Source organism: Acinetobacter lactucae (assembly GCF_013122135.1).
Classification (GTDB): Bacteria; Pseudomonadota; Gammaproteobacteria; order Pseudomonadales; family Moraxellaceae; genus Acinetobacter; species Acinetobacter lactucae.
Window position 1 is genome coordinate 1,628,966 of record NZ_CP053391.1, and the last position, 18,533, is coordinate 1,647,498.

The window sequence follows — 18,533 nt, forward strand, 5'->3', positions numbered from 1 at the left end:
TGTACTGGTTAGTAGTACATAACAGTTCTTTTAAATTGTACTGCTTTGTATCTGGTTTAATCACCTTAGCACAGCTTAAATTCTTCGTATAGTGACGGAGAAAATTATGAATAGGTTTATGAATGGCTGGGTTAATGGTTTTATTGGCGTAGCTATTTTTGCGGGTTCATTGCCAGCAACACGTGTAGCTGTAATGGGTTTCGATCCTGGTTTTTTAACCGCAGCACGTGCGGCAATTGCCGGGATTTTAGGTCTTATTCTGATATTAGTTTTAAAACAAGAGAAACCAGCTAAGCAAGATTGGTGGCCTCTTGCCATCGTTGCTTTAGGCGTGGTGATCGGTTTCCCGTTGTTTACAGCACTTGCCCTACAGTACATGAATGCAGCTCATTCAATCGTTTTTGTTAGCCTTTTACCCCTTGCAACAGCAATATTTGCTGTGTTGAGAGGCGGCGAAAAACCGAATCAATTTTTCTGGATATTTGCAGTCTTGGGGAGTGCGGTTGTCTTCGCTTATATGTTTTTCATCTCTGGTGATACATCACTTGGGATGGGTGACTTTTATATGCTAATGGCAATTATTTTTTGTGGCTTTGGCTATGCAGAAGGCGGTGTTCTTTCAAGAAAAATAGGGGGGTGGCAGGTCATTTGTTGGGCGTTAATTTTGTCATTACCTTTTATGCTATTTCTGACTATTTTTTATATGCCAGCTTCATTTCAGAGCGTGTCTACGTCAGCTTTGGTTGGCCTTATTTATGTGTCTTTATTTAGTATGCTGATTGGCTTTTTCTTTTGGTACAAAGGGCTTGCACAAGGAGGAATTGCTGCAATTAGCCAACTACAACTGTTACAGCCTTTAATAGGGTTAGGTATTGCTGCGGTCTTGTTAAACGAACAAGTAAGTTGGTCAATGTTAGTGGTTACAGCAGCAACTATTTTATGCGTTGCTGCCGCCAAAAAGTTTACTTAATTTTATAAACAATTTGCTGGTTTAGGGATCCCTGCTAAACGACTTAAATGACGCGCCACTAAACCAGTATTAAATTGTTGCTGTAAAACCGCATTATTAATTTCTGGACTGACCGTTTTCATTAAAAATTTAATCAGTGGGCGAGTTGCTGGAGAATGTCCAAACTGTTGATAAAACTGACGTACAGCCGCTAAGACTTCAAAATGCCAATCAGTGAGTTCAAGATCAAGTGATTTGGCAAGTTCTTGTGCAACTTCGGGATTCCAAATTGTGTAATCAACCAAATGACCATCTTGGTCTAATTCTAAATTCATGAAACCAGCCTAAATATATTATTTAAGAGAAATACAGCGATTAAACGTCAAAATCAGATCAGCAAATTGATCATAATCTAATACATTCATCTGAGCTAAAGTATCTGTATCAAGTAAATCTTTTTCGACGCTTAAACATGAAACAGATTCAAATGATTGAATCATTTCAGCAGAAAGCTGTGCAATTGAATCACCCATAAAAACAATCTGGTCACCTGCCTGAATAAGATGACTTAACTCATCAATAATCTTAGGCGTAGCGTGATAAGAAGATTGCACAAGATAAAGCGTTGATGGATTCATTAAACTTACACCTTCATCTACCAATATAGAACATGATCAAAAGATTGAATAAATTCAGCATTCAACTGAACAAATTCAATCTCTTGTTCGGTTTTTTGTACAAGAGGATGTTGCTGATTTTTACTTTCAATCAGAATGGGGCTCAAGTCGTAGAACTCAAAACTTTCGACCATATTTGAAGCCACTTTAAAAGCCTGAGCAAACTGATCAAAGCACAAATCATTTTGCAAAAGACTAAGAGCACCATCTTTCAATAATACTTTGACTGGTGAGCCAAAGGTTGCTAAAACCATAGTAGCGGAAAGGCTTTCATTGATTTGAAGACTGGTTAAATTTGCTTGGCTTAAGATGACGAGTACAGATTTCACACAATATACCTTTTAAAAGCAACAATCTAAGCAAACAAAGTAACTTAAAATTGAATAAGACGAGATGCTGACTGTACTGCATCAGCAAGTTCACCTAACCCGACAAGTTCAAAGTCTTTGGCAAGGTTGTGATGAGTGAGGTGATGGCGACTAGCATTTTCTGCATCTGTAATACCACGAGCGAGGGCAGCACTCACACAAACAGGAAGACGAATCGCAAGCTTTTGCCATTCATGCGTTAAATTACGCTGGTCGTCAGGAACCCATTGAAAATCATTAGCAACCTGCACGCCATCTTGGTAAAAGAATACACGGAAGTCTTCATTTTTACTTTTGAGTGCCTGAGCAAGTCCTAACGCATGCCAAGCATGAATGGAAGTAGGAGCAGAGGTAATTAGTAGTAATGTACTCATTGAGAATTCACTATGGTCATACGTCTAAATGGGCGTAGATACATTAAGAGAAAGGTAAGTATACAATGATTTTAGTGACAGGTGGTTTAGGCTTTATCGGTTCACACATTGCGTTGAGTCTCATGGCTCAAGGGCAAGAAGTGGTAATCGTCGATAATTTGGCTAATTCGACCTTGCAAACGCTTGAACGGCTAGAGTTTATTTCTGGTATGTACGTTCCATTTGTCAAACTTGATGTACGTAATACACCAGCATTAAATAAGGTGTTTGAGCAATACTCAATTGATGCGGTTATTCATACTGCCGGATTCAAATCAATTGAAGAATCTAACCTTAAACCTCTTGAATATTATAATGATAATGTCAGTTGCATCATGAGTTTATTACGCGCCATGCAACGTACAGGTGTTCGTCACTTTATTCACTTGTCTAGTCTTGCAGCTTATGGGAAATCTGGGTTGCAATTAAGTGAAACAGAAGAATTTAATTACGCTTATCCTAATCCCTACATTAAGTCTCAACAGATGATTGAAGAAATTATCCGTGATACTTATAAAATTGACCATGAGTGGAAAATTGCAATCTTGCGCTTATCTAATATTGTAGGTGCATTTGAACATGGTGTACTCGGAGAGTATGTCGCTCAGCTCCCTAAAAATATCGTACCACTTGCGATGCAAGTCGCAGCGATGCAGCGTGATTTGATTGAATTACAAGATCAAGCCGAAACGTCAGATCATACGACTGAACGTAGTTTTCTACATGTTTTAGATTTATGCGAGGCGGTGAGCGCGAGTTTACATTGGCTGCGTGATCAAACACATTGTTGTGAAGCATTTAATATTGCCCATGATCAAGTTCATTCAATTCGTCAATTACTCGATGAAATTTCCCAAGTCACTCAAGCTGAGATTCCGACACAATCAGCAATTTATAAACATGTTGAGTTAGATCAAGTTGGGGCTAATATTGGGAAAGCAAAAACCTTATTGCAATGGTCGCCGAAACGCACGTTAAAACAAATGATCGAAGATGAATGGCGCTTTTATCAAAATACGCTAAATGGAAGATAAGATAATGATTCTTATTTACAATGCTGGTATGGTTGAGTAGGATATTCAAAATTAACTAGCCAGAGCAAATACTTGCTTCAGCCCGTGAGTTCTTTATTGAGATAACCGAGGTTTCTATGCAAACACGAATTGAACATGACACGATGGGTGAGATTGAAGTTCCGAATGAAGCATTGTGGGGGGCACAGACTCAACGCAGCTTGCAGAACTTTAAAATCGGGCAAGAACGATTACCCCGTGCCATGATTCGAGCAATGGGTTTAGTCAAAAAGGCTGCTGCAATAACCAATGCTGAACTTGAACAATTACCACAAGATTTGAGCCAATATATTGTGGGCGCAGCTGAAGAGGTCATTGATGGCAAGTGGGATTCACAGTTTCCTTTAGTTGTCTGGCAAACGGGTTCTGGTACGCAAAGTAACATGAACTGTAATGAAGTGATTGCCAATATTGCAAACCAGAAATTAGGGCAAGCTTTAGGCGCACAAAAACCAGTACATCCAAATGATCATGTCAATCGTGCTCAATCAACAAACGACTCATTTCCAACGGCTATTCATGTTGCAGCAAGTTTGCAAATTAACGAATTACTCATCCCTGCCGTTGAGCAACTTAAAGCGACTTTGCAAAAAAAGTCTGACGAATTTCAAGACATCGTCAAAATTGGCCGTACCCATTTGCAAGATGCCACACCATTAACTTTAGGCCAAGAGTTTAGTGGCTATGTTTCTCAGCTTGAGCATGGATTGGTTCGACTACAACAAGCCTTAAGTGGTTTATATGAGTTGCCATTGGGCGGAACTGCTGTAGGAACCGGGTTAAATGCACATCCTGACTATGCAGTGAAAGCAGCAGCTCAGCTTGCTCTACTTACAGGTTTGCCATTTATAACTGCGCCTAATAAATTTGAAGCACTAGCGGGGCGTGATGCAGCTGTTTTTGCATCAGGTGCATTGAAAACTTTAGCTGTAAGCTTAAATAAAATTGCGAATGATATTCGTTGGTTGGCCAGTGGTCCACGCTGTGGTTTCGGTGAAATCCGTATTCCTGAAAATGAACCTGGTTCAAGCATTATGCCGGGGAAAGTAAATCCGACACAAAGTGAAGCAATGACCATGGTTGTCGCGCAAGTGCTTGGAAATGATACGACCATTAACGTGGCTGGTGCTTCCGGTAACTTTGAGTTAAACGTATTTATGCCTGTAATTGCTTATAACTTATTGCAGTCTATTCAATTGCTTGGTGATGCGTGTAATAGTTTTAACGACCACTGTGCGGTAGGAATTGAGCCTAATCGAGATAAGATTGACCACTTCTTACATAACTCTCTCATGTTGGTCACAGCGTTAAACCCAGTGATTGGTTATGAAAATTCTGCAAAAGTTGCAAAGACTGCTTATAAAGAAAATAAAACGTTGAAGCAGGTTGCTGTTGAGTTTGGTTTGGTTACAGCAGAGCAATTTGATGAAGTGGTAAAACCTGAAAAAATGGTTTCACCAAATAGCAAGTAATCACTAAAACAATGTAAGCGTTAATGTGTATATAAAAGCCCTCATCCGAGGGCTTTTATAGGTAGAGACTAACTTATAGCTTGAGATAGGAAAATATCAAAGTAAGCCTTCTATATATTCCCAACCATGAGATTTCATCGCTTCAAATTTCTTTTTTAGCTCTTCTTTTTCGTGGTCATGAGGATCGCCTGCTAAAAGAACATGGTACGAGTTAGATTCTGGTTCTATGGTCACTTCAATAATTTCTACGGGTTGAATCACTCCACTCTCAGTTAAACCAGAGTCGATAAAACACATTCCTTTTACAGGAATAACAGTACAGTCGTATTCTTTGGAAATAAAATAATTATTTGCTGAGGCGGAATACGTACGTGATGCTCTAACTTTCATGTGTACCTCCTTCAAGCGTAGAAATAGAATGCTTTAGTCTGGCGCGCTTCTAAAGTTAATACTGTTTAATTTATATAGTGATTTTATTTTTTACTTCAATATTCTAGTTATCGATTTTTTTATTAGCATAAAATGCTGTTAGCTATAATTTACAAGTAAGGTATTAAAAAACTTATGAATCAAAAGCCACTTTCAGTTGTTTTAATTCCTGGTTATATGCTTGACGAATCTCTGTGGAATGAAGTCATAAATGAGGTGCCTAAAGAGTGGAATACATATCGAGCTACTTTAAAAGAAGGACAAACAATAAAAGAGATTGCTCAGAATATTGCTAAAAATGCGCCTGAGAGCTTTGTACTAATTGGATTCTCACTTGGAGGATACATTGCGAGATCTATATTGGAGCAATTTCCTCAAAAAGTTAAGGCGCTTGTTTTAATAGCGTCTTCATTACGCTCAGATACAGAAGAGCAGAAAAATCAAAAGTTAACGGCGATTAAACTTAACACGGGGAAAAATTTCCATGGGCTAAGTTCAATATCGATTGAAAAAACACTTCATCCATCGAATGTTCAGAATCGCGCTCTTGTAAAAAGAATCCAAGAGATGGGCAGGACTTTAGGTTATGAAGAGTTCGTTAAACAATCTATGTTAGATAGAAGTTCTTATGATATGAGTAAGATCACATGCCCAACTTTAATTATTTCTGGTGCAGAGGACCAGCTGCGTTCTAAGGAAGAAGCGATAGAATTATTAGATCAGTTGCCACATGCAAAGCTTGAGATAATTAAAAATACGGGCCATATGATTCCGATTGAACAGCCGAAGATATTGGTTTCAGTGATTTCAACTTGGTTAAGTACTTATCTTTTATGAGGGTCTAATTTTCGTTTTCTTTGTAAGGATCTTAATAATTCTGAAAACTTGATTACCAAGTTTGATCTTTTGATGAATAGTTGCATGATCCAGTTGATCCCATAATTCAAATGGAAAAAACTCTGAACTATGATCAAATATCCATAACCATTGGTAACTATTGTTAAGCGTATTTTTATCAAAACGAACATCTTGAACTTTCACAATCTTAAACTGTTTATGATGTTCGTCTTGAAGAATAATTTCATGATTCTCCATTAGACATCCATACATTAAAGATAATTTTCAATTGTACTAAACTTAATGCTGTTAGATTAAGTTATTAAGTTGGCATTAATTTACAAAAGATTTCGGGTTGTTAAAGTTTGTCATTTTTCAAAATGAAAAAAATCTTTACTTTTGAAATACAAGGTTTTAAATAGCTTACATTGTAAGAAGAGAGTGTGGATGTCAGAATATATTCAATCTATTTTCGAGTATCGCTATGAGTTTAATAGGCTTTATGTATGCAAGTAAAACCAATAGTGAACACAGTCAAATAAAACAAGATTTAATTGATATTCTCACAGAGGCAGTTAGCTTTAACTCTCATAATGATATTACAGGGGTGCTTTACTACGGTAATGGATACTTCTTGCAATATTTGGAAGGTGAGAAAGAGCAGGTCGAATCGCTATTTTATAATTTAATTTTGAAAGATTCGAGACACCAGAACTGTGAAATCATTTTTTCAGAACGATCCGAACAACGGCTATTTAAACACTGGAGCATGAAATTTGCTCCTATTAATACGAAAATAAAAGATTTCTTTCATCATCATCATGTTGATGAGTTTAATCCGTATCTGCTTAACACTACTTCTATTCCTTCTTTTATTAAATTGCTTGTAGATCAACCCAATCACAAAGTTGATCAATACCAAGTTTGATCAAAACTAGGGATTAAAGTGGATCTTAAGTTTTCTATTTAAAGTTAAGCTCTCTTCGGAGAGCTTTTTATCACAAAGCTAAACTTTCACTAATTAATAGAGAATTGGCGTTGAATAAGCTGTCATAATTGTTAAAATGCCCACCTTGTCCTGTTTTTATATTGTTTTTTGTTTTGCATTTATTTCGCAAAGTTAGAGATAAAATTATTAAAAACAGCTGCTTAGTTAAGGATTTTTGAATGCTCTCTATTTATTTGACAGATACCCAACAACATGTGCAATTTAATGATTATCCTAGTGATCAGCCAGTTAAGTTTCTGTTAAATCTTAAAAAGATTTTCCCAAGTACAGCGGATTTATTATTACCAGTTTTACCTGAAGATAATAATTTGGAAAATGTTACATGGGAATCAACCTCAAAAGATTTTGGAATCTTTAAAAAGCTATTAGCGGGATGGGGTGTTATTGAGCTTCGTTTAAATGCAATTACTGCTTATAAAGATAAAAACTTTGCAAATGAGCTAGTGAAACAAGCACAGGTAAAACGTAAGAAAACAGCACAAAAAAATCATCAGCTTTCTTTAGTTGCTCTAGATTATATTTTTATGCACGAAGTTCATGCATTGATTGATGCTGAACTGGTCACTATTGGTGAGAAATTCTACTTACCAACCTTGCGTGAGCAATGGAAAGGTACAGTTACAGACCAAGTACTAAACGGAAAACTTTAATTTAAGTACAAAAGGTGAATTTATAAAGATTCACCTTTTTTATTATTAACTAAATCAATATCTTATAATTTTAAGAATGCTTGTACAAAAGTTTACAAGAAAAGAATGCGTTTTTTTCAATGTGGCAGATACATTGCTTATATAAATACAAAATTATTGCGGGAGAGAGGTTCATTAAGAACCCGCCGAAGGAGCAACAAGCCCGGAAACTCTCAGGCAAAAGGACTGTAATAATTAAAAAATCTGGAGAGAAGCTTAGATTTATAAGAATGGAAAACAATAACTTATAAATTATAAACTCACCGAAGGGGAAGATCTAAACGTTAAAAGGTAACGTTGGGGTCAAAACTCTCAGGTACCAATGACAGATGGGCTGTACTGATGAAATGTTTTGCATTTCTGAGGAGTCTGTTATGCCACATGTTATTGTGATAGGTGCGGGAATCACAGGGGTTACCTCTGCTTATGAATTATCGCAACTGGGTTATCAAGTCACAGTGATTGATCGACATTTATATCCTGCAATGGAAACGTCATTTGCCAATGGAGGGCAACTATCGGCTTGTAATGCCGAAGTATGGAACCAAAAAGCCACCGTGATTAAAGGCTTTAAATGGATGAGACAAAAAGATGCTCCTCTATTGTTAAACCCTTCATTTAGTTTGCATAAGTATAGTTGGCTAGTTGAATTTCTATCACATATTAAGAACTATGAGGCGAATACGATTGAGACAGTCCGTTTGGCATTACTCGCTCGTAAGCGTCTGTTTGAAGTTGCTGAAAAAGAACAGCTCGAGTTTGACTTGGAGAAGCGTGGAATTCTCCATATGTATCATAGTAAGGCTGACTATGAGATTGCTAAACAGGTCAATAACGTATTGAACAAAGGGACATTGGAACGCTATTCGGTTTCACCTGATGAAATGAAAGCAATAGAACCATCTTTGACAGGTGACTATTTCGGCGGCTATTACACGCCAAGTGATGCAACGGGTGATATTCATAAATATTCAACCTCTTTGGCTGAGAAGACTAAACAATATGGCGTTCAATATAAGTTCGGCCTAGAAGTTATGGATATTAAGTGCAGCGCAGACAAAGTGGTCGTGACTTGTCAGCCAAGTGCGGAGCATCCTTATCTGGTTGAGTCCGATAACATTCAACTTGAGGGTGATGTGCTTGTTGTATGTGGGGGGGTAGGAAGTTATCAACTTGCCGATATGATTGGTGAGCGTGTAAATGTGTATCCAGTAAAAGGTTATTCAATTACAGTGCAATTAAAAGATGAGCACAGTGTAAAGAATGCTCCTTGGGTGAGCTTGCTAGATGAAAGTGCAAAGATCGTGACTTCTCGTTTAGGTAAGGATCGTTTGCGTGTAGCGGGAACTGCTGAGTTTAATGGCTATAACCGCGACATACGGGCTGATCGTATTCAACCATTAGTGAATTGGGTTAATCGTAACTTTGATATTTCAACTGAGCATGTAGTGCCTTGGGCAGGATTAAGACCGATGATGCCAAACATGTTGCCTGTTGTTAAGCAATCTAAACAACCTCGTGTTTTTTATAATACAGGGCATGGGCATTTAGGTTGGACTTTGTCTGCGGCAACCGCAGTTTTAGTCGGTCAGGATATTGCTCAAAAATATCCAGTGTAGAAAGTAAAAAGCCAGTGTTCAAACACTGGCTTTTATTTAAAGAGTTAATCATATAAGCGGTAGATTCCGCTAAAACGTTCACAGCCTTTTTGCTGGGTTTTCACATTAAGTAAGGCTTTTTGAAAATTAAACTGATATTTACAGTTGTGCTCATTGTCTAAAATTTCACTTTTTTGTTCAGGTGAACTATAGGCCATCAATGAAATCGTTTGAGTTTCCTTGCGGTTATTTGGATTGCGGTATGCTATCCCTTCAATTTTGATTTTATCTTTTGCGAGCTGATGGACTTGAATGTGTACAGGCTGAGCTGCTATATGTCCATTTTCAAACTTAAGATAATGCTGGGTAAGCGTTTGCTTAAGCGACGCATAAAAATTTAAGTCATCAGTACGTAAATCAAACTGTTGCTGAATGCATGTATTACTCTTGCATTGCTGAGTATGTTTAGACCATAACTTTTGTGTATCCTGTAAGAGCTGTAAGGGGGCATCAGTAACTAAATATGCAGAAAGATATTTATTATTGAGTTCTTTTCTTGATTCACTAAATGTTTTTGAGCAGATTTTAAGCTCAGCTCCAGTATTGGAGCAGTCTATTGATTCTGCAAAGACAAGAGGTGAACATAAACAACTCAGTGTCACGACAAAACTTAATCTTTTCAATTGATTCATATCAGTATTAGACAGCATGATCGCTTATACTTTCAGTCTACTTTGCTAGGTGTACTATAGCGAAACAGAACGGCTGAATACAAGATTTCTTAAGTTTTTATGGAAGGTAATAATTTATATGGTTGCTCAGATTCGTATTGGACAAGGAATGGATGTACACGCCTTTGAAGAGGGGGACTTCGTTACATTGGCGGGTATTCAAATTCCACATACACATGGTTTGAAAGCACACTCTGACGGTGATGTTGTACTTCATGCGCTATGTGATGCTTTATTAGGTGCTTTAGCGCTTGGAGATATTGGACAACATTTTCCTGATACTGACCCAGAATACAAAGGTGCAGATAGCCGAGTATTGTTAAAGCATGTTTATCAATTGATCTTAGACCGTGGTTATCAGTTAAATAATGCCGATATTACGGTAGCTTGTGAGCGTCCAAAATTAGCTAAGCATAATCTACAAATGCGTCAAAGCATTGCTGATGTTCTAAATGTAGATATTAATCAAATTAGCATTAAAGCAACGACAACCGAAAAACTTGGGTTTACCGGTCGTCAAGAAGGTATTTTGGCTACAGCGACTGTTTTAGTTTCTCATCACACTAAGTGATCAGCCTGCTGTAAAGACTGCTGAAGTTCTAAAGTTGCCTTACGGCCTTGTAGCTGTAAGGTAATACTATGAATGAGTCCTGTCCAAGTTTCATTAGGCTCCCAAATTTCGTGTAGTAAATCTTGAGAAGTGGGCATATCCATATTCATATAAAACTGTCTGTAAACATACATTAGACAGCTTGAACGATCATTTTTGGAACAATGCACCCAAATAATCTCGTTTTGAACTAAGTGATCAATCAGATCAAGCACGAGTAAACATTGCTCTGCTGATGGGGTTTCCCAATCAATTGGAATATGGATGTAATTTAAACCAAGGTCTAAACAAATACGATCTTCATTCTCAATATGATTTGGAGCATTAGTTAAAGCAAGATTAATGACTGTGCTACAGCCATACTCTTTAATCAATTTTAGTTGTTCAACAGAAGGCTGTGCCGAACTAAATAAATGTTCATGAATAATCGAAAATGCGGGAATTTGAGATAATGATTGTTCAAGGGTTGTCATGATCGCACTCTACAAGAGTAGGCTTAGCTTATTGTGTAGAATGTTATACACGATTCTAGTGAATAGTTGAAATACAGCCTGCTTATATATTCGACAACGTTATCAAAATTTTAAAAATAATTAACTGGAAAAGTACAAGTCTTTTAAAATAAAAAAACAGCATCATAAAGATGCTGTTTTCTTTTATTTAAATAGTTAAGCTTTTAGATTTTCATTCAATAAAAATTCAACTAAAGCTTTTTGAGCATGAAGACGATTTTCTGCTTCATCCCATACGACTGCATTTTTATGATCGAGCATGGTTTCAGAAATTTCTTCACCACGATGAGCAGGTAAGCAATGCATGAATAAACAGTCAGGGTGAGCAAGACTCATTAATTTTTCGTTAACCTGAAAATTAGCAAAGGCCTTTTCACGAAGTTTTTGCTCTTCTTCTTGGCCCATGCTTGCCCATACATCTGTCACAATAAGATCAGCATTTACTGCTGCATCTTCTGCATTATCAAAAAGCTCAACACAATGACCAAACTCTGCTAAAAATTCAGGTTTTGGTTCATATCCTTTTGGCGATGCAATTTTAAGTTTGAAACCCATCATATGTGCAGCTTCAATATATGAGTTGCACATATTATTGCCATCACCGATCCAAGCAACCGTTTTGCCTTCAATACTACCGCGATGTTCAATATAAGTCTGTAAATCTGCAAGTAACTGGCATGGATGATGATCATCAGTTAAGCCATTAATCACAGGAACTTTTGAATAAGATGCAAAGCGTTCAACAATGTCATGACCGAAGGTACGAATCATCACGATATCAAGCATACTTGAAATTACACGTGCTGAGTCTTCAATTGGTTCACCGCGGCCCAATTGTGTATCACGAGGCGATAAAAAAATCGCACTACCGCCAAATTGGTTAATACCTGCTTCAAAAGAGATACGTGTACGCGTACTAGATTTCTCAAAAATCATTCCCAATACTTTACCGACAAAAGGTTGGTAGACCTTATTGTCATGTTGCATTTTTTTCAGTTCACTTGCGCGTTCTAAAATGCGATTAAGTTCTAGAGTGGATAGATCACGTAAAGTCAGGAAATGTCTTAGAGCCATGTAGCTACTCCATAATAATTGTTTTGAAATACAACAATTATCTGTTGTTGGCTGGGTGGATGTGGGAAAAAAGAAGTCTACTATACTATAAGCATTTTAAAATGCAAAAGAATTAGACTTTATGATGGCCTTTTAAGAAAATATCTACACAATATTCAATATAATCAAAAGCTTCTTTCTCATCTGGTAGGGCGGGCATGCCCATAATCATACGCCATTCAATATCACGTAAAATTCCAAAGTACATCAGTGAAGAGTAATACGGAGAAGTGCATGTAATTTCGCCTGATTTATCTGCAAACTCTAATGCTTGAGTAAGTGTGTTTTGTAAGTTGTGCACCCATTTGTCATATAAGTATTGTATGAGGACAGTATTACACTCGGTTTGTTCGATAATCAGTCTTAAAAACGCGACATGTTCAGGTTGAATAATATGAACATAGACACGATTGAGTGTTTGAATTAGATATTCTCTTAAAGTGCTTTTCTCTGGTTGAAATGGAATACAAATATCTTTAAAAAACATTTCACGTTTATAGTCACAAATAGCAGTAAAAAGTCCTTCTTTATTACCAAAATATTTATAAATAGAAGCCTTTGAACCGCCTGCATGATTAACTATGTCATCGAGAGATACAGCATCATATCCTTTCTCTAGAAACAGCTCGGTCGCGCTTAACAATAGAGCTAAACGACGTTCAATACCGCGGCGTGTTTGAGGTTTTTCACATGCAAGATGATGTGAATCCAGGACTGAATCATACATAAAATTTAATAACAACAACTGACTTTGCTTATTTAGTATAGCAAAACTATCTTTAAAGATGGCTATTGCTATTTTCTTAGATCATCTGCTGAACAGTAAGTGATTAATTAAAGAAATAAACTAATAGAAAATATGAGCTTAGAGTAGATTGTAGAAGGTTGTAATGATGTAACCTTATGTTTATTTAGAGTTTAATGGAAAATTGCTAATAAAAATAAAGCGGCTAAGAATGACTTAACCGCTCTGAATTTAACTCATAAACTTTTAGGCTTCGGTTTGAGTAACTTTATGCTCATCTTCTTCATCATCATCTGCAGAGTCCATTCCAAGTTCTTTTAACTTTCGAGTTAAGGTATTACGGCCCCAACCCAACAGTTCTGCTGCGTGACGTTTGCGTCCGCGTGTTTGTTGTAATGCAGCATTAATCAACGTGCGTTCAAACATTGGTGTGGCAATATCCAAAATTTTCATTTCACCATTCTTAAGTTTTTGAATGGCCCATTGATTCAATAATTCATCCCAATGGTGTAGAGAAATACGTTCAAATGAAGGAGCCGGTTGTCCAGCGTCACTACTCTTTTGCAATGGAACTTGTTTGAGCTCTGAAGGTAAATCTTCTGGATAAACCTCGCGACCCGTGATCATCACAGTTAACCAACGGCACGTATTTTCAAGTTGTCGAACGTTGCCAGGCCATGGTAACTGTTGCATATAGTCCGTGGTTTCAGTACGTAAGATTTTTGGACTTACACCAAGTTCTTTACCTGCACGCGCAAGAAAATGCTGAGCAAGCATTGGAATATCTTCACTTCGGTGAGCAAGCTTAGGAATGTGAATACGAATCACATTCAAGCGGTGATATAAGTCTTCACGGAAGCGACCTTCATTGACCAGCTTTTCTAAATCCTGATGCGTTGCCGCCACAATTCGAACGTCTACTTTAACTGGGATGTGTCCACCCACACGATAGAACTCACCGTCAGCGAGTACGCGTAGCAGTCGAGTTTGTGTTTCAAATGGCATATCACCAATTTCATCAAGGAACAATGTTCCGCCATTTGCTTGTTCAAAGCGACCTTGATGCTGAGTGTTTGCACCTGTGAAAGCACCTTTTTCATGACCAAATAATTCGGTTTCAATCAAGTCTTTTGGTATGGCAGCCATATTTAAAGCAATAAAAGGCTTGGCACGGCGTGGGGAGTGCTTGTGTAAAGCATGAGCAACTAGTTCTTTACCTGTACCCGATTCACCATTAATTAAAACGGTAATATGAGATTGAGATAAACGACCAATGGCGCGGAAAACCTCCTGCATTGCTGGAGATTCACCAATAATTTCTGTTGATTGAAGCGGTGAAGCTGTTTTTGTAGCTTCTTGCTGTTGCAGTTTATTAATATGCAGAATTGCACGGTTAACTAAAGCTAAAGCTTCATCAATATCAAACGGTTTTGGTAAATATTCAAATGCACCTGTTTGATAGCTCGATACAGCTGACTCTAAGTCAGAATGTGCTGTCATAATAATGACAGGTAAATCGGGGTGAGTGTTTTTGACTTTAGATAAAAAAGTTAAACCATCAATTCCAGGCATGCGGATGTCAGTTAAGATGACATCGGGAGCATCATGATGTAAGCGTTCCAGCGCAGTTTGAGCTTCTTCAAAATTGGTAACATCAAAACCTTCCTCTTTAAAGGTCTTTTCCAATACCCATCGCATGGCGCGATCATCATCAATAACCCATATTTTATTTCGCGACACGGTCTGACTCCCAAGGTAAATATAAGCTAAAAATTGTTTTTCCAGGAACAGATTGGCATTCAATCATTCCGTTATGTTGATGCATAATATTCTGTGCAATACTCAGGCCAAGCCCAGTACCTTTTGCTCGTCCAGTAACCAAAGGGTAAAACACAGACTCTAAAATACTTTCTGGAATGCCTGGTCCATTGTCCTCTATGTCGACCCGTACAGTAGATCGATTCAGTACACCATTAATCGTGACAAGACGTTGTATGCGTGTACGTAGAATTAGTTCTGGTTCATGATCTATAAAGAATGTTTTGTTTTCTGTTATAGCTTGAATTGCATTTACACTAATGTTGAGCATGACTTGGATTAATTGATCACGATCAGCATTAACATCGGGTAAAGACAAATCATAATCCCGTATAATTTTAATTTTTTTCTTTGTCTGGTTGGCGATAAGTGAACGCACTCGTTCCAAAGGTTCGTGTACATTAACATTCTCATAACTTGGGAGTTGTCTAGAACCCAACATGGTATCTGCCAAGTTCGTTAAGCGATCTACTTCATTAATGATGACATCTGTAAATTCGGCATAACTTTTATCGTTTAAACTGCGAGCTAGTAATTGAGTCGCACCGCGAATACCTGCAAGTGGATTCTTAATTTCATGTGCAACGCCGCGTACAAGTTGCCTTGCTACCTGATGCTGTTGTACGAGATTTTCTTCTTTAGAAATCTTTAACATACGATCAATCGGGTTAAGCTCAATTAATAGTAATGGGTGATAACTTTTACCAGCATTTAATTGAGAAACTGTATAATCGACATGGAGATCTTTAAAGTTGACATTAATAATAGCTTCTCTTCGAGTGTAAGGTTGACCAGTTTTTATGGTGTTTAATAAAGCTTCATGAGTATTAAAAGTATCGTCAGGCGCATGAAGTAGGTTTAAAACGGGCTGTCCTGAAGCTCGAAGCAAACTAATATCAAATAGAGCTTCGCAGGCAGAATTTAAATAAAAAATATTCAAGTTACTATCGATCAATAAAATCGCAGTAGTTAGATTGTCTACCAATAGGCGATAGTCGATAGGGTTGTGTTGATCCATTAGCGAATCGTTCCTGTCTTAAAATAGCGCAATGGCATCTTCATTGATTATCGGATTTTCACCGTTATAGAACATGAACGATGCAAAATATACGCCAACTTTGTTTATGGGTTATTTTAAAGTTTTAAAGTATTTAAAAACGCGCTGAAATCGGTCTTTATATCGGTTGATCAAAACTGATGGCTTGAATATAGATAATAACATGATCCAACTTGGTGCAAAGGTGAGTTTTGGTGCAAATGTTGGTCGTATTTTGGTGCATTACACAAAGAGTAGGCTTTCCACCTATGCTTGAAGCAAGAAAAGACATACAATACGCGCATTCAAGTGGAGCGCAGATTCATGAAGACCCCCAAAGTCGGTTTTGTTTCTTTAGGTTGTCCTAAGGCATTGGTAGATTCTGAACGAATTTTAACTCAGTTAAAGACTGAAGGTTATCAAGTTGCATCAGATTATGATGGTGCTGATTTAGTTGTTGTTAATACCTGTGGTTTTATCGAATCTGCGGTACAAGAGTCGCTAGATGCAATTGGCGAGGCCATGAGTGAAAATGGTCGAGTAATCGTTACTGGATGCTTAGGTAAAGACGAAGACAAAATTCGTCAAATGCATCCAAATGTTTTAAAGGTTACTGGTGCAGCAGCTTATCAAGATGTAATGGAAGCTGTACATGAATATGTGCCAGCACCACCTAAACACAACCCGTTTGTTGATTTGGTTCCTGAACAAGGAATTCGCTTAACACCAAAACATTATGCCTATTTAAAAATATCTGAAGGATGTAACCATCGTTGTACCTTCTGTATTATCCCAAGTATGCGTGGTGATCTTGTTTCTCGTCCAGTCGGAAGTGTGCTGGAAGAAGCAGCTGCGCTTAAAAGAGCGGGCGTTAAAGAAATCTTAGTTATTTCTCAAGATACATCAGCTTATGGTGTAGATACCAAATACAAACTTGATTTCTGGAATGGCCAGCCTGTTAAAACAAAATTCTTTGATATGTGTGAAGCACTAGGCCAACTTGGCATCTGGGTGCGCTTACATTATGTTTATCCATACCCACATGTTGATGCAGTTATTGATTTAATGGCACAAGGTAAAATTCTGCCATATCTTGATATTCCATTCCAACATGCAAGCCCGCGTATTCTTAAGTTAATGAAGCGTCCGGCTCACAGTGAAAATACACTCGAAAAGATTAAATTGTGGCGTGAAAAATGCCCGGATCTTGTGATTCGTTCTACATTTGTAGTGGGTTTCCCAGGCGAAACTGAAGAAGATTTTCAAATATTGCTCGATTGGTTAGTTGAAGCTGAACTTGATCGTGTTGGCTGCTTTACCTACTCACCAGTAGAAGGCGCTACGGCAAATGATTTACCCGATCATGTGCCTGAAGAAATTAAGCAAGAGCGTTACGAGCGCTTTATGCAAGTGCAGCAACAAATTTCTGCTGCTAAGTTGCAAAAACGTATTGGTCAAACGATGACTGTATTAATCGATAGTTTGGAAGATGAATATCCTGTTGCTGTTGCACGTTCTTATGCGGATGCTCCGGAAATTGACGGTAATGTCTTTGTAGAAGATATCGATAAGTGCACAATTCAACCAGGCGATATGTTGGAAGTCGAAATCACCGATGCGGATGAATACGACTTATTTGCAAAGTTAATTAAAATTAAGTCGGTCTAATCGATAACGATTCAAAAAGCATTCAGTTTAAGAGGTTTTGGAGCAAACTCATGGCGGAAACAATTAGCCCCCGTTATTCACGCATTTTATTGAAACTATCTGGTGAGGCACTGTCAGGTAATAAAGATATGGGTATTGATGCCCAAGTTCTTGATCAAATGTCCCTTTCAATTGCTCACTTAGTTGGCTTAGGTGTGCAAGTGGGTATCGTTGTTGGTGGCGGTAACTTGTATCGTGGTAGTCAGTTGCAAAAAGATGGCTTGGTTGGTCGTGTAACTGGCGATCAAATGGGGATGCTTGCAACTGTAATGAATGGCTTGGCTATGCGTGATGCATTAGTTCGCCGTAATATCAGAACTCGCCTGATGTCAGCATTACCAATTGGTACAGTTGTAGAGTCTTATTCAAGTCGTGATGCTATTCGTCACTTGAGCCAAGGTGAAGTTTGTGTTTTTGTCGCTGGCACAGGAAATCCATTCTTTACAACAGATACGGCAGCATGCTTACGGGGAATTGAAATTGAAGCCAATTTAATTCTAAAAGCGACTAAAGTAGATGGCGTATATAATAAAGACCCAAGTAAATACGAAGACGCAGTTAAATACGATCATTTAACCTTTGATCAAGTGTTAGACGAAAAACTTGGTGTTATGGATTTGACTGCTATTTGTTTATGTCGTGACCATAATGTGCCACTACAAGTTTTTGATATGAATAAATCAGGTGCGCTATTGTCAGTAGTAATGGGTGAAAAAGAAGGTACACGCGTTACTAAATAATGTACGT

General features: G+C 37.7%; 22 protein-coding genes and 1 riboswitch. Of the genes, 10 read left to right on the forward strand and 12 right to left on the reverse strand.

The genetic code is table 11. The features are described from left to right. Positions 1 to 106: 106 nt before the first annotated feature. Positions 107 to 970: a DMT family transporter gene (locus tag HLV59_RS07520; RefSeq protein ID WP_016145666.1), complete on the forward strand. Its 864-nt coding sequence runs from the start codon at positions 107 to 109 to the stop codon at positions 968 to 970. 2 nt (positions 971 to 972) lie between these two features. Here the strand turns inward: HLV59_RS07520 and HLV59_RS07525 are convergent, their stop codons facing one another. Genes HLV59_RS07525 through tusD form a run of 4 tightly spaced genes read right to left on the reverse strand, consistent with a single transcriptional unit; the run spans position 973 to position 2,368 of the window. Beyond that, the gene (locus tag HLV59_RS07525) at positions 973 to 1,284 is read right to left on the reverse strand and encodes a TusE/DsrC/DsvC family sulfur relay protein (RefSeq protein ID WP_002115694.1); all 312 of its coding nucleotides are present in this window, start codon (positions 1,282 to 1,284) and stop codon (positions 973 to 975) included. Between the two features lie 18 nt (positions 1,285 to 1,302). Next, positions 1,303 to 1,587 carry a DsrH like protein gene (locus tag HLV59_RS07530; protein WP_151748206.1) on the reverse strand — a complete coding sequence of 95 codons (285 nt, stop codon included), beginning with the start codon at positions 1,585 to 1,587 and terminating at the stop codon, positions 1,303 to 1,305. Between the two features lie 17 nt (positions 1,588 to 1,604). Further along, positions 1,605 to 1,955: a hypothetical protein gene (locus HLV59_RS07535; RefSeq protein WP_151748207.1), complete on the reverse strand. Its 351-nt coding sequence runs from the start codon at positions 1,953 to 1,955 to the stop codon at positions 1,605 to 1,607. A 44-nt stretch (positions 1,956 to 1,999) separates the two neighbouring features. Next, the gene (gene tusD, locus HLV59_RS07540) at positions 2,000 to 2,368 is read right to left on the reverse strand and encodes a sulfurtransferase complex subunit TusD (protein WP_002115623.1); all 369 of its coding nucleotides are present in this window, start codon (positions 2,366 to 2,368) and stop codon (positions 2,000 to 2,002) included. A 65-nt stretch (positions 2,369 to 2,433) separates the two neighbouring features. On the opposite strand from tusD, the gene galE reads away from it, so the two are divergent. Further along, a complete protein-coding gene (galE, locus tag HLV59_RS07545; RefSeq protein WP_171429666.1) occupies positions 2,434 to 3,441 on the forward strand; it encodes a UDP-glucose 4-epimerase GalE in 1,008 nt (335 codons plus the stop codon). A gap of 116 nt (positions 3,442 to 3,557) precedes the next feature. Continuing rightward, the gene (gene fumC / locus HLV59_RS07550) at positions 3,558 to 4,952 is read left to right on the forward strand and encodes a class II fumarate hydratase (protein WP_163118476.1); all 1,395 of its coding nucleotides are present in this window, start codon (positions 3,558 to 3,560) and stop codon (positions 4,950 to 4,952) included. Positions 4,953 to 5,048: 96 nt separating this feature from the next. Here fumC and HLV59_RS07555 read toward each other — a convergent pair whose 3' ends face one another. After that, positions 5,049 to 5,342, reverse strand: a complete 294-nt coding sequence (locus tag HLV59_RS07555; RefSeq protein WP_016145661.1) for a hypothetical protein — start codon at positions 5,340 to 5,342, stop codon at positions 5,049 to 5,051. A gap of 174 nt (positions 5,343 to 5,516) precedes the next feature. Between HLV59_RS07555 and HLV59_RS07560 the strand changes: the two genes are divergently transcribed. After that, positions 5,517 to 6,218 carry an alpha/beta fold hydrolase gene (locus HLV59_RS07560; RefSeq protein ID WP_171429667.1) on the forward strand — a complete coding sequence of 234 codons (702 nt, stop codon included), beginning with the start codon at positions 5,517 to 5,519 and terminating at the stop codon, positions 6,216 to 6,218. Here HLV59_RS07560 and HLV59_RS07565 read toward each other — a convergent pair. After that, complete coding sequence (locus HLV59_RS07565; RefSeq protein ID WP_016145660.1) at positions 6,213 to 6,476, reverse strand: hypothetical protein; 264 nt, start codon at positions 6,474 to 6,476, stop codon at positions 6,213 to 6,215. The genes HLV59_RS07560 and HLV59_RS07565 overlap by 6 nt on opposite strands. A 226-nt stretch (positions 6,477 to 6,702) precedes the next feature. Between HLV59_RS07565 and HLV59_RS07570 the strand changes: the two genes are divergently transcribed. From HLV59_RS07570 to HLV59_RS07580, 3 genes are all read left to right on the forward strand, one after another. After that, entirely contained in the window at positions 6,703 to 7,146 is a 444-nt protein-coding gene (locus tag HLV59_RS07570) for a BLUF domain-containing protein (protein ID WP_031948581.1), read from the forward strand. Positions 7,147 to 7,385: 239 nt separating this feature from the next. Further along, positions 7,386 to 7,877, forward strand: coding sequence for a hypothetical protein (locus tag HLV59_RS07575; protein ID WP_061874508.1), 492 nt, complete (start codon positions 7,386 to 7,388; stop codon positions 7,875 to 7,877). 149 nt (positions 7,878 to 8,026) lie between these two features. Then, positions 8,027 to 8,115: riboswitch (glycine riboswitch) on the forward strand. 175 nt (positions 8,116 to 8,290) lie between these two features. After that, complete coding sequence (locus HLV59_RS07580; protein ID WP_171429668.1) at positions 8,291 to 9,535, forward strand: D-amino acid dehydrogenase; 1,245 nt, start codon at positions 8,291 to 8,293, stop codon at positions 9,533 to 9,535. Between the two features lie 44 nt (positions 9,536 to 9,579). Here the strand turns inward: HLV59_RS07580 and HLV59_RS07585 are convergent, their stop codons facing one another. After that, positions 9,580 to 10,224 (reverse strand): A1S_1983 family putative colistin resistance protein, encoded by a 645-nt coding sequence (locus tag HLV59_RS07585; RefSeq protein ID WP_016145656.1) that lies wholly within the window; start codon positions 10,222 to 10,224, stop codon positions 9,580 to 9,582. Positions 10,225 to 10,324: 100 nt separating this feature from the next. Here HLV59_RS07585 and ispF point away from each other — a divergent pair, with 100 nt between their 5' ends. Next, entirely contained in the window at positions 10,325 to 10,816 is a 492-nt protein-coding gene (ispF, locus tag HLV59_RS07590) for a 2-C-methyl-D-erythritol 2,4-cyclodiphosphate synthase (protein ID WP_062848646.1), read from the forward strand. Here the strand turns inward: ispF and HLV59_RS07595 are convergent. The 5 genes from HLV59_RS07595 to glnL all read right to left on the reverse strand — a co-directional run bounded on the left by HLV59_RS07595 (position 10,804) and on the right by glnL (position 16,061). Further along, a complete protein-coding gene (locus HLV59_RS07595) occupies positions 10,804 to 11,328 on the reverse strand; it encodes a protein tyrosine phosphatase family protein (RefSeq protein WP_087088130.1) in 525 nt (174 codons plus the stop codon). The genes ispF and HLV59_RS07595 overlap by 13 nt on opposite strands. A gap of 195 nt (positions 11,329 to 11,523) precedes the next feature. Next, positions 11,524 to 12,441 (reverse strand): ornithine carbamoyltransferase, encoded by a 918-nt coding sequence (argF, locus tag HLV59_RS07600; protein WP_057106884.1) that lies wholly within the window; start codon positions 12,439 to 12,441, stop codon positions 11,524 to 11,526. 112 nt (positions 12,442 to 12,553) lie between these two features. Beyond that, a complete protein-coding gene (locus tag HLV59_RS07605; RefSeq protein ID WP_171429669.1) occupies positions 12,554 to 13,207 on the reverse strand; it encodes a TetR/AcrR family transcriptional regulator in 654 nt (217 codons plus the stop codon). A 264-nt stretch (positions 13,208 to 13,471) separates the two neighbouring features. Then, positions 13,472 to 14,965 carry a nitrogen regulation protein NR(I) gene (gene glnG / locus HLV59_RS07610; protein ID WP_081173514.1) on the reverse strand — a complete coding sequence of 498 codons (1,494 nt, stop codon included), beginning with the start codon at positions 14,963 to 14,965 and terminating at the stop codon, positions 13,472 to 13,474. Further along, positions 14,952 to 16,061 (reverse strand): nitrogen regulation protein NR(II), encoded by a 1,110-nt coding sequence (glnL, locus tag HLV59_RS07615; protein ID WP_031948572.1) that lies wholly within the window; start codon positions 16,059 to 16,061, stop codon positions 14,952 to 14,954. The genes glnG and glnL overlap by 14 nt, the downstream gene beginning before the upstream one ends. A gap of 342 nt (positions 16,062 to 16,403) precedes the next feature. Between glnL and rimO the strand changes: the two genes are divergently transcribed. Both rimO and pyrH read left to right on the forward strand, forming a co-directional pair. Next, positions 16,404 to 17,747: a 30S ribosomal protein S12 methylthiotransferase RimO gene (rimO, locus tag HLV59_RS07625; protein WP_171429670.1), complete on the forward strand. Its 1,344-nt coding sequence runs from the start codon at positions 16,404 to 16,406 to the stop codon at positions 17,745 to 17,747. A gap of 50 nt (positions 17,748 to 17,797) precedes the next feature. After that, positions 17,798 to 18,526 (forward strand): UMP kinase, encoded by a 729-nt coding sequence (gene pyrH, locus HLV59_RS07630; protein ID WP_000852257.1) that lies wholly within the window; start codon positions 17,798 to 17,800, stop codon positions 18,524 to 18,526. Positions 18,527 to 18,533 lie beyond the last annotated feature (7 nt).

Excerpts from the sequence above, each read along its gene's own strand:
- glnL (WP_031948572.1), bottom strand. The coding sequence starts at position 16,061 with ATGGATCAACACAACCCTATCGACTATCGCCTATTGGTAGACAATCTA.
- HLV59_RS07525 (WP_002115694.1), bottom strand. The coding sequence starts at position 1,284 with ATGAATTTAGAATTAGACCAAGATGGTCATTTGGTTGATTACACAATT.
- HLV59_RS07575 (WP_061874508.1), top strand. The coding sequence starts at position 7,386 with ATGCTCTCTATTTATTTGACAGATACCCAACAACATGTGCAATTTAAT.
- HLV59_RS07565 (WP_016145660.1), bottom strand. The coding sequence starts at position 6,476 with ATGGAGAATCATGAAATTATTCTTCAAGACGAACATCATAAACAGTTT.
- HLV59_RS07580 (WP_171429668.1), top strand. The coding sequence starts at position 8,291 with ATGCCACATGTTATTGTGATAGGTGCGGGAATCACAGGGGTTACCTCT.
- galE (WP_171429666.1), top strand. The coding sequence starts at position 2,434 with ATGATTTTAGTGACAGGTGGTTTAGGCTTTATCGGTTCACACATTGCG.
- HLV59_RS07605 (WP_171429669.1), bottom strand. The coding sequence starts at position 13,207 with ATGTATGATTCAGTCCTGGATTCACATCATCTTGCATGTGAAAAACCT.
- HLV59_RS07520 (WP_016145666.1), top strand. The coding sequence starts at position 107 with ATGAATAGGTTTATGAATGGCTGGGTTAATGGTTTTATTGGCGTAGCT.
- pyrH (WP_000852257.1), top strand. The coding sequence starts at position 17,798 with ATGGCGGAAACAATTAGCCCCCGTTATTCACGCATTTTATTGAAACTA.
- rimO (WP_171429670.1), top strand. The coding sequence starts at position 16,404 with ATGAAGACCCCCAAAGTCGGTTTTGTTTCTTTAGGTTGTCCTAAGGCA.
- fumC (WP_163118476.1), top strand. The coding sequence starts at position 3,558 with ATGCAAACACGAATTGAACATGACACGATGGGTGAGATTGAAGTTCCG.
- tusD (WP_002115623.1), bottom strand. The coding sequence starts at position 2,368 with ATGAGTACATTACTACTAATTACCTCTGCTCCTACTTCCATTCATGCT.
- HLV59_RS07570 (WP_031948581.1), top strand. The coding sequence starts at position 6,703 with ATGAGTTTAATAGGCTTTATGTATGCAAGTAAAACCAATAGTGAACAC.
- HLV59_RS07560 (WP_171429667.1), top strand. The coding sequence starts at position 5,517 with ATGAATCAAAAGCCACTTTCAGTTGTTTTAATTCCTGGTTATATGCTT.
- HLV59_RS07555 (WP_016145661.1), bottom strand. The coding sequence starts at position 5,342 with ATGAAAGTTAGAGCATCACGTACGTATTCCGCCTCAGCAAATAATTAT.
- HLV59_RS07595 (WP_087088130.1), bottom strand. The coding sequence starts at position 11,328 with ATGACAACCCTTGAACAATCATTATCTCAAATTCCCGCATTTTCGATT.
- ispF (WP_062848646.1), top strand. The coding sequence starts at position 10,325 with ATGGTTGCTCAGATTCGTATTGGACAAGGAATGGATGTACACGCCTTT.
- HLV59_RS07530 (WP_151748206.1), bottom strand. The coding sequence starts at position 1,587 with ATGAATCCATCAACGCTTTATCTTGTGCAATCTTCTTATCACGCTACG.
- argF (WP_057106884.1), bottom strand. The coding sequence starts at position 12,441 with ATGGCTCTAAGACATTTCCTGACTTTACGTGATCTATCCACTCTAGAA.
- HLV59_RS07585 (WP_016145656.1), bottom strand. The coding sequence starts at position 10,224 with ATGCTGTCTAATACTGATATGAATCAATTGAAAAGATTAAGTTTTGTC.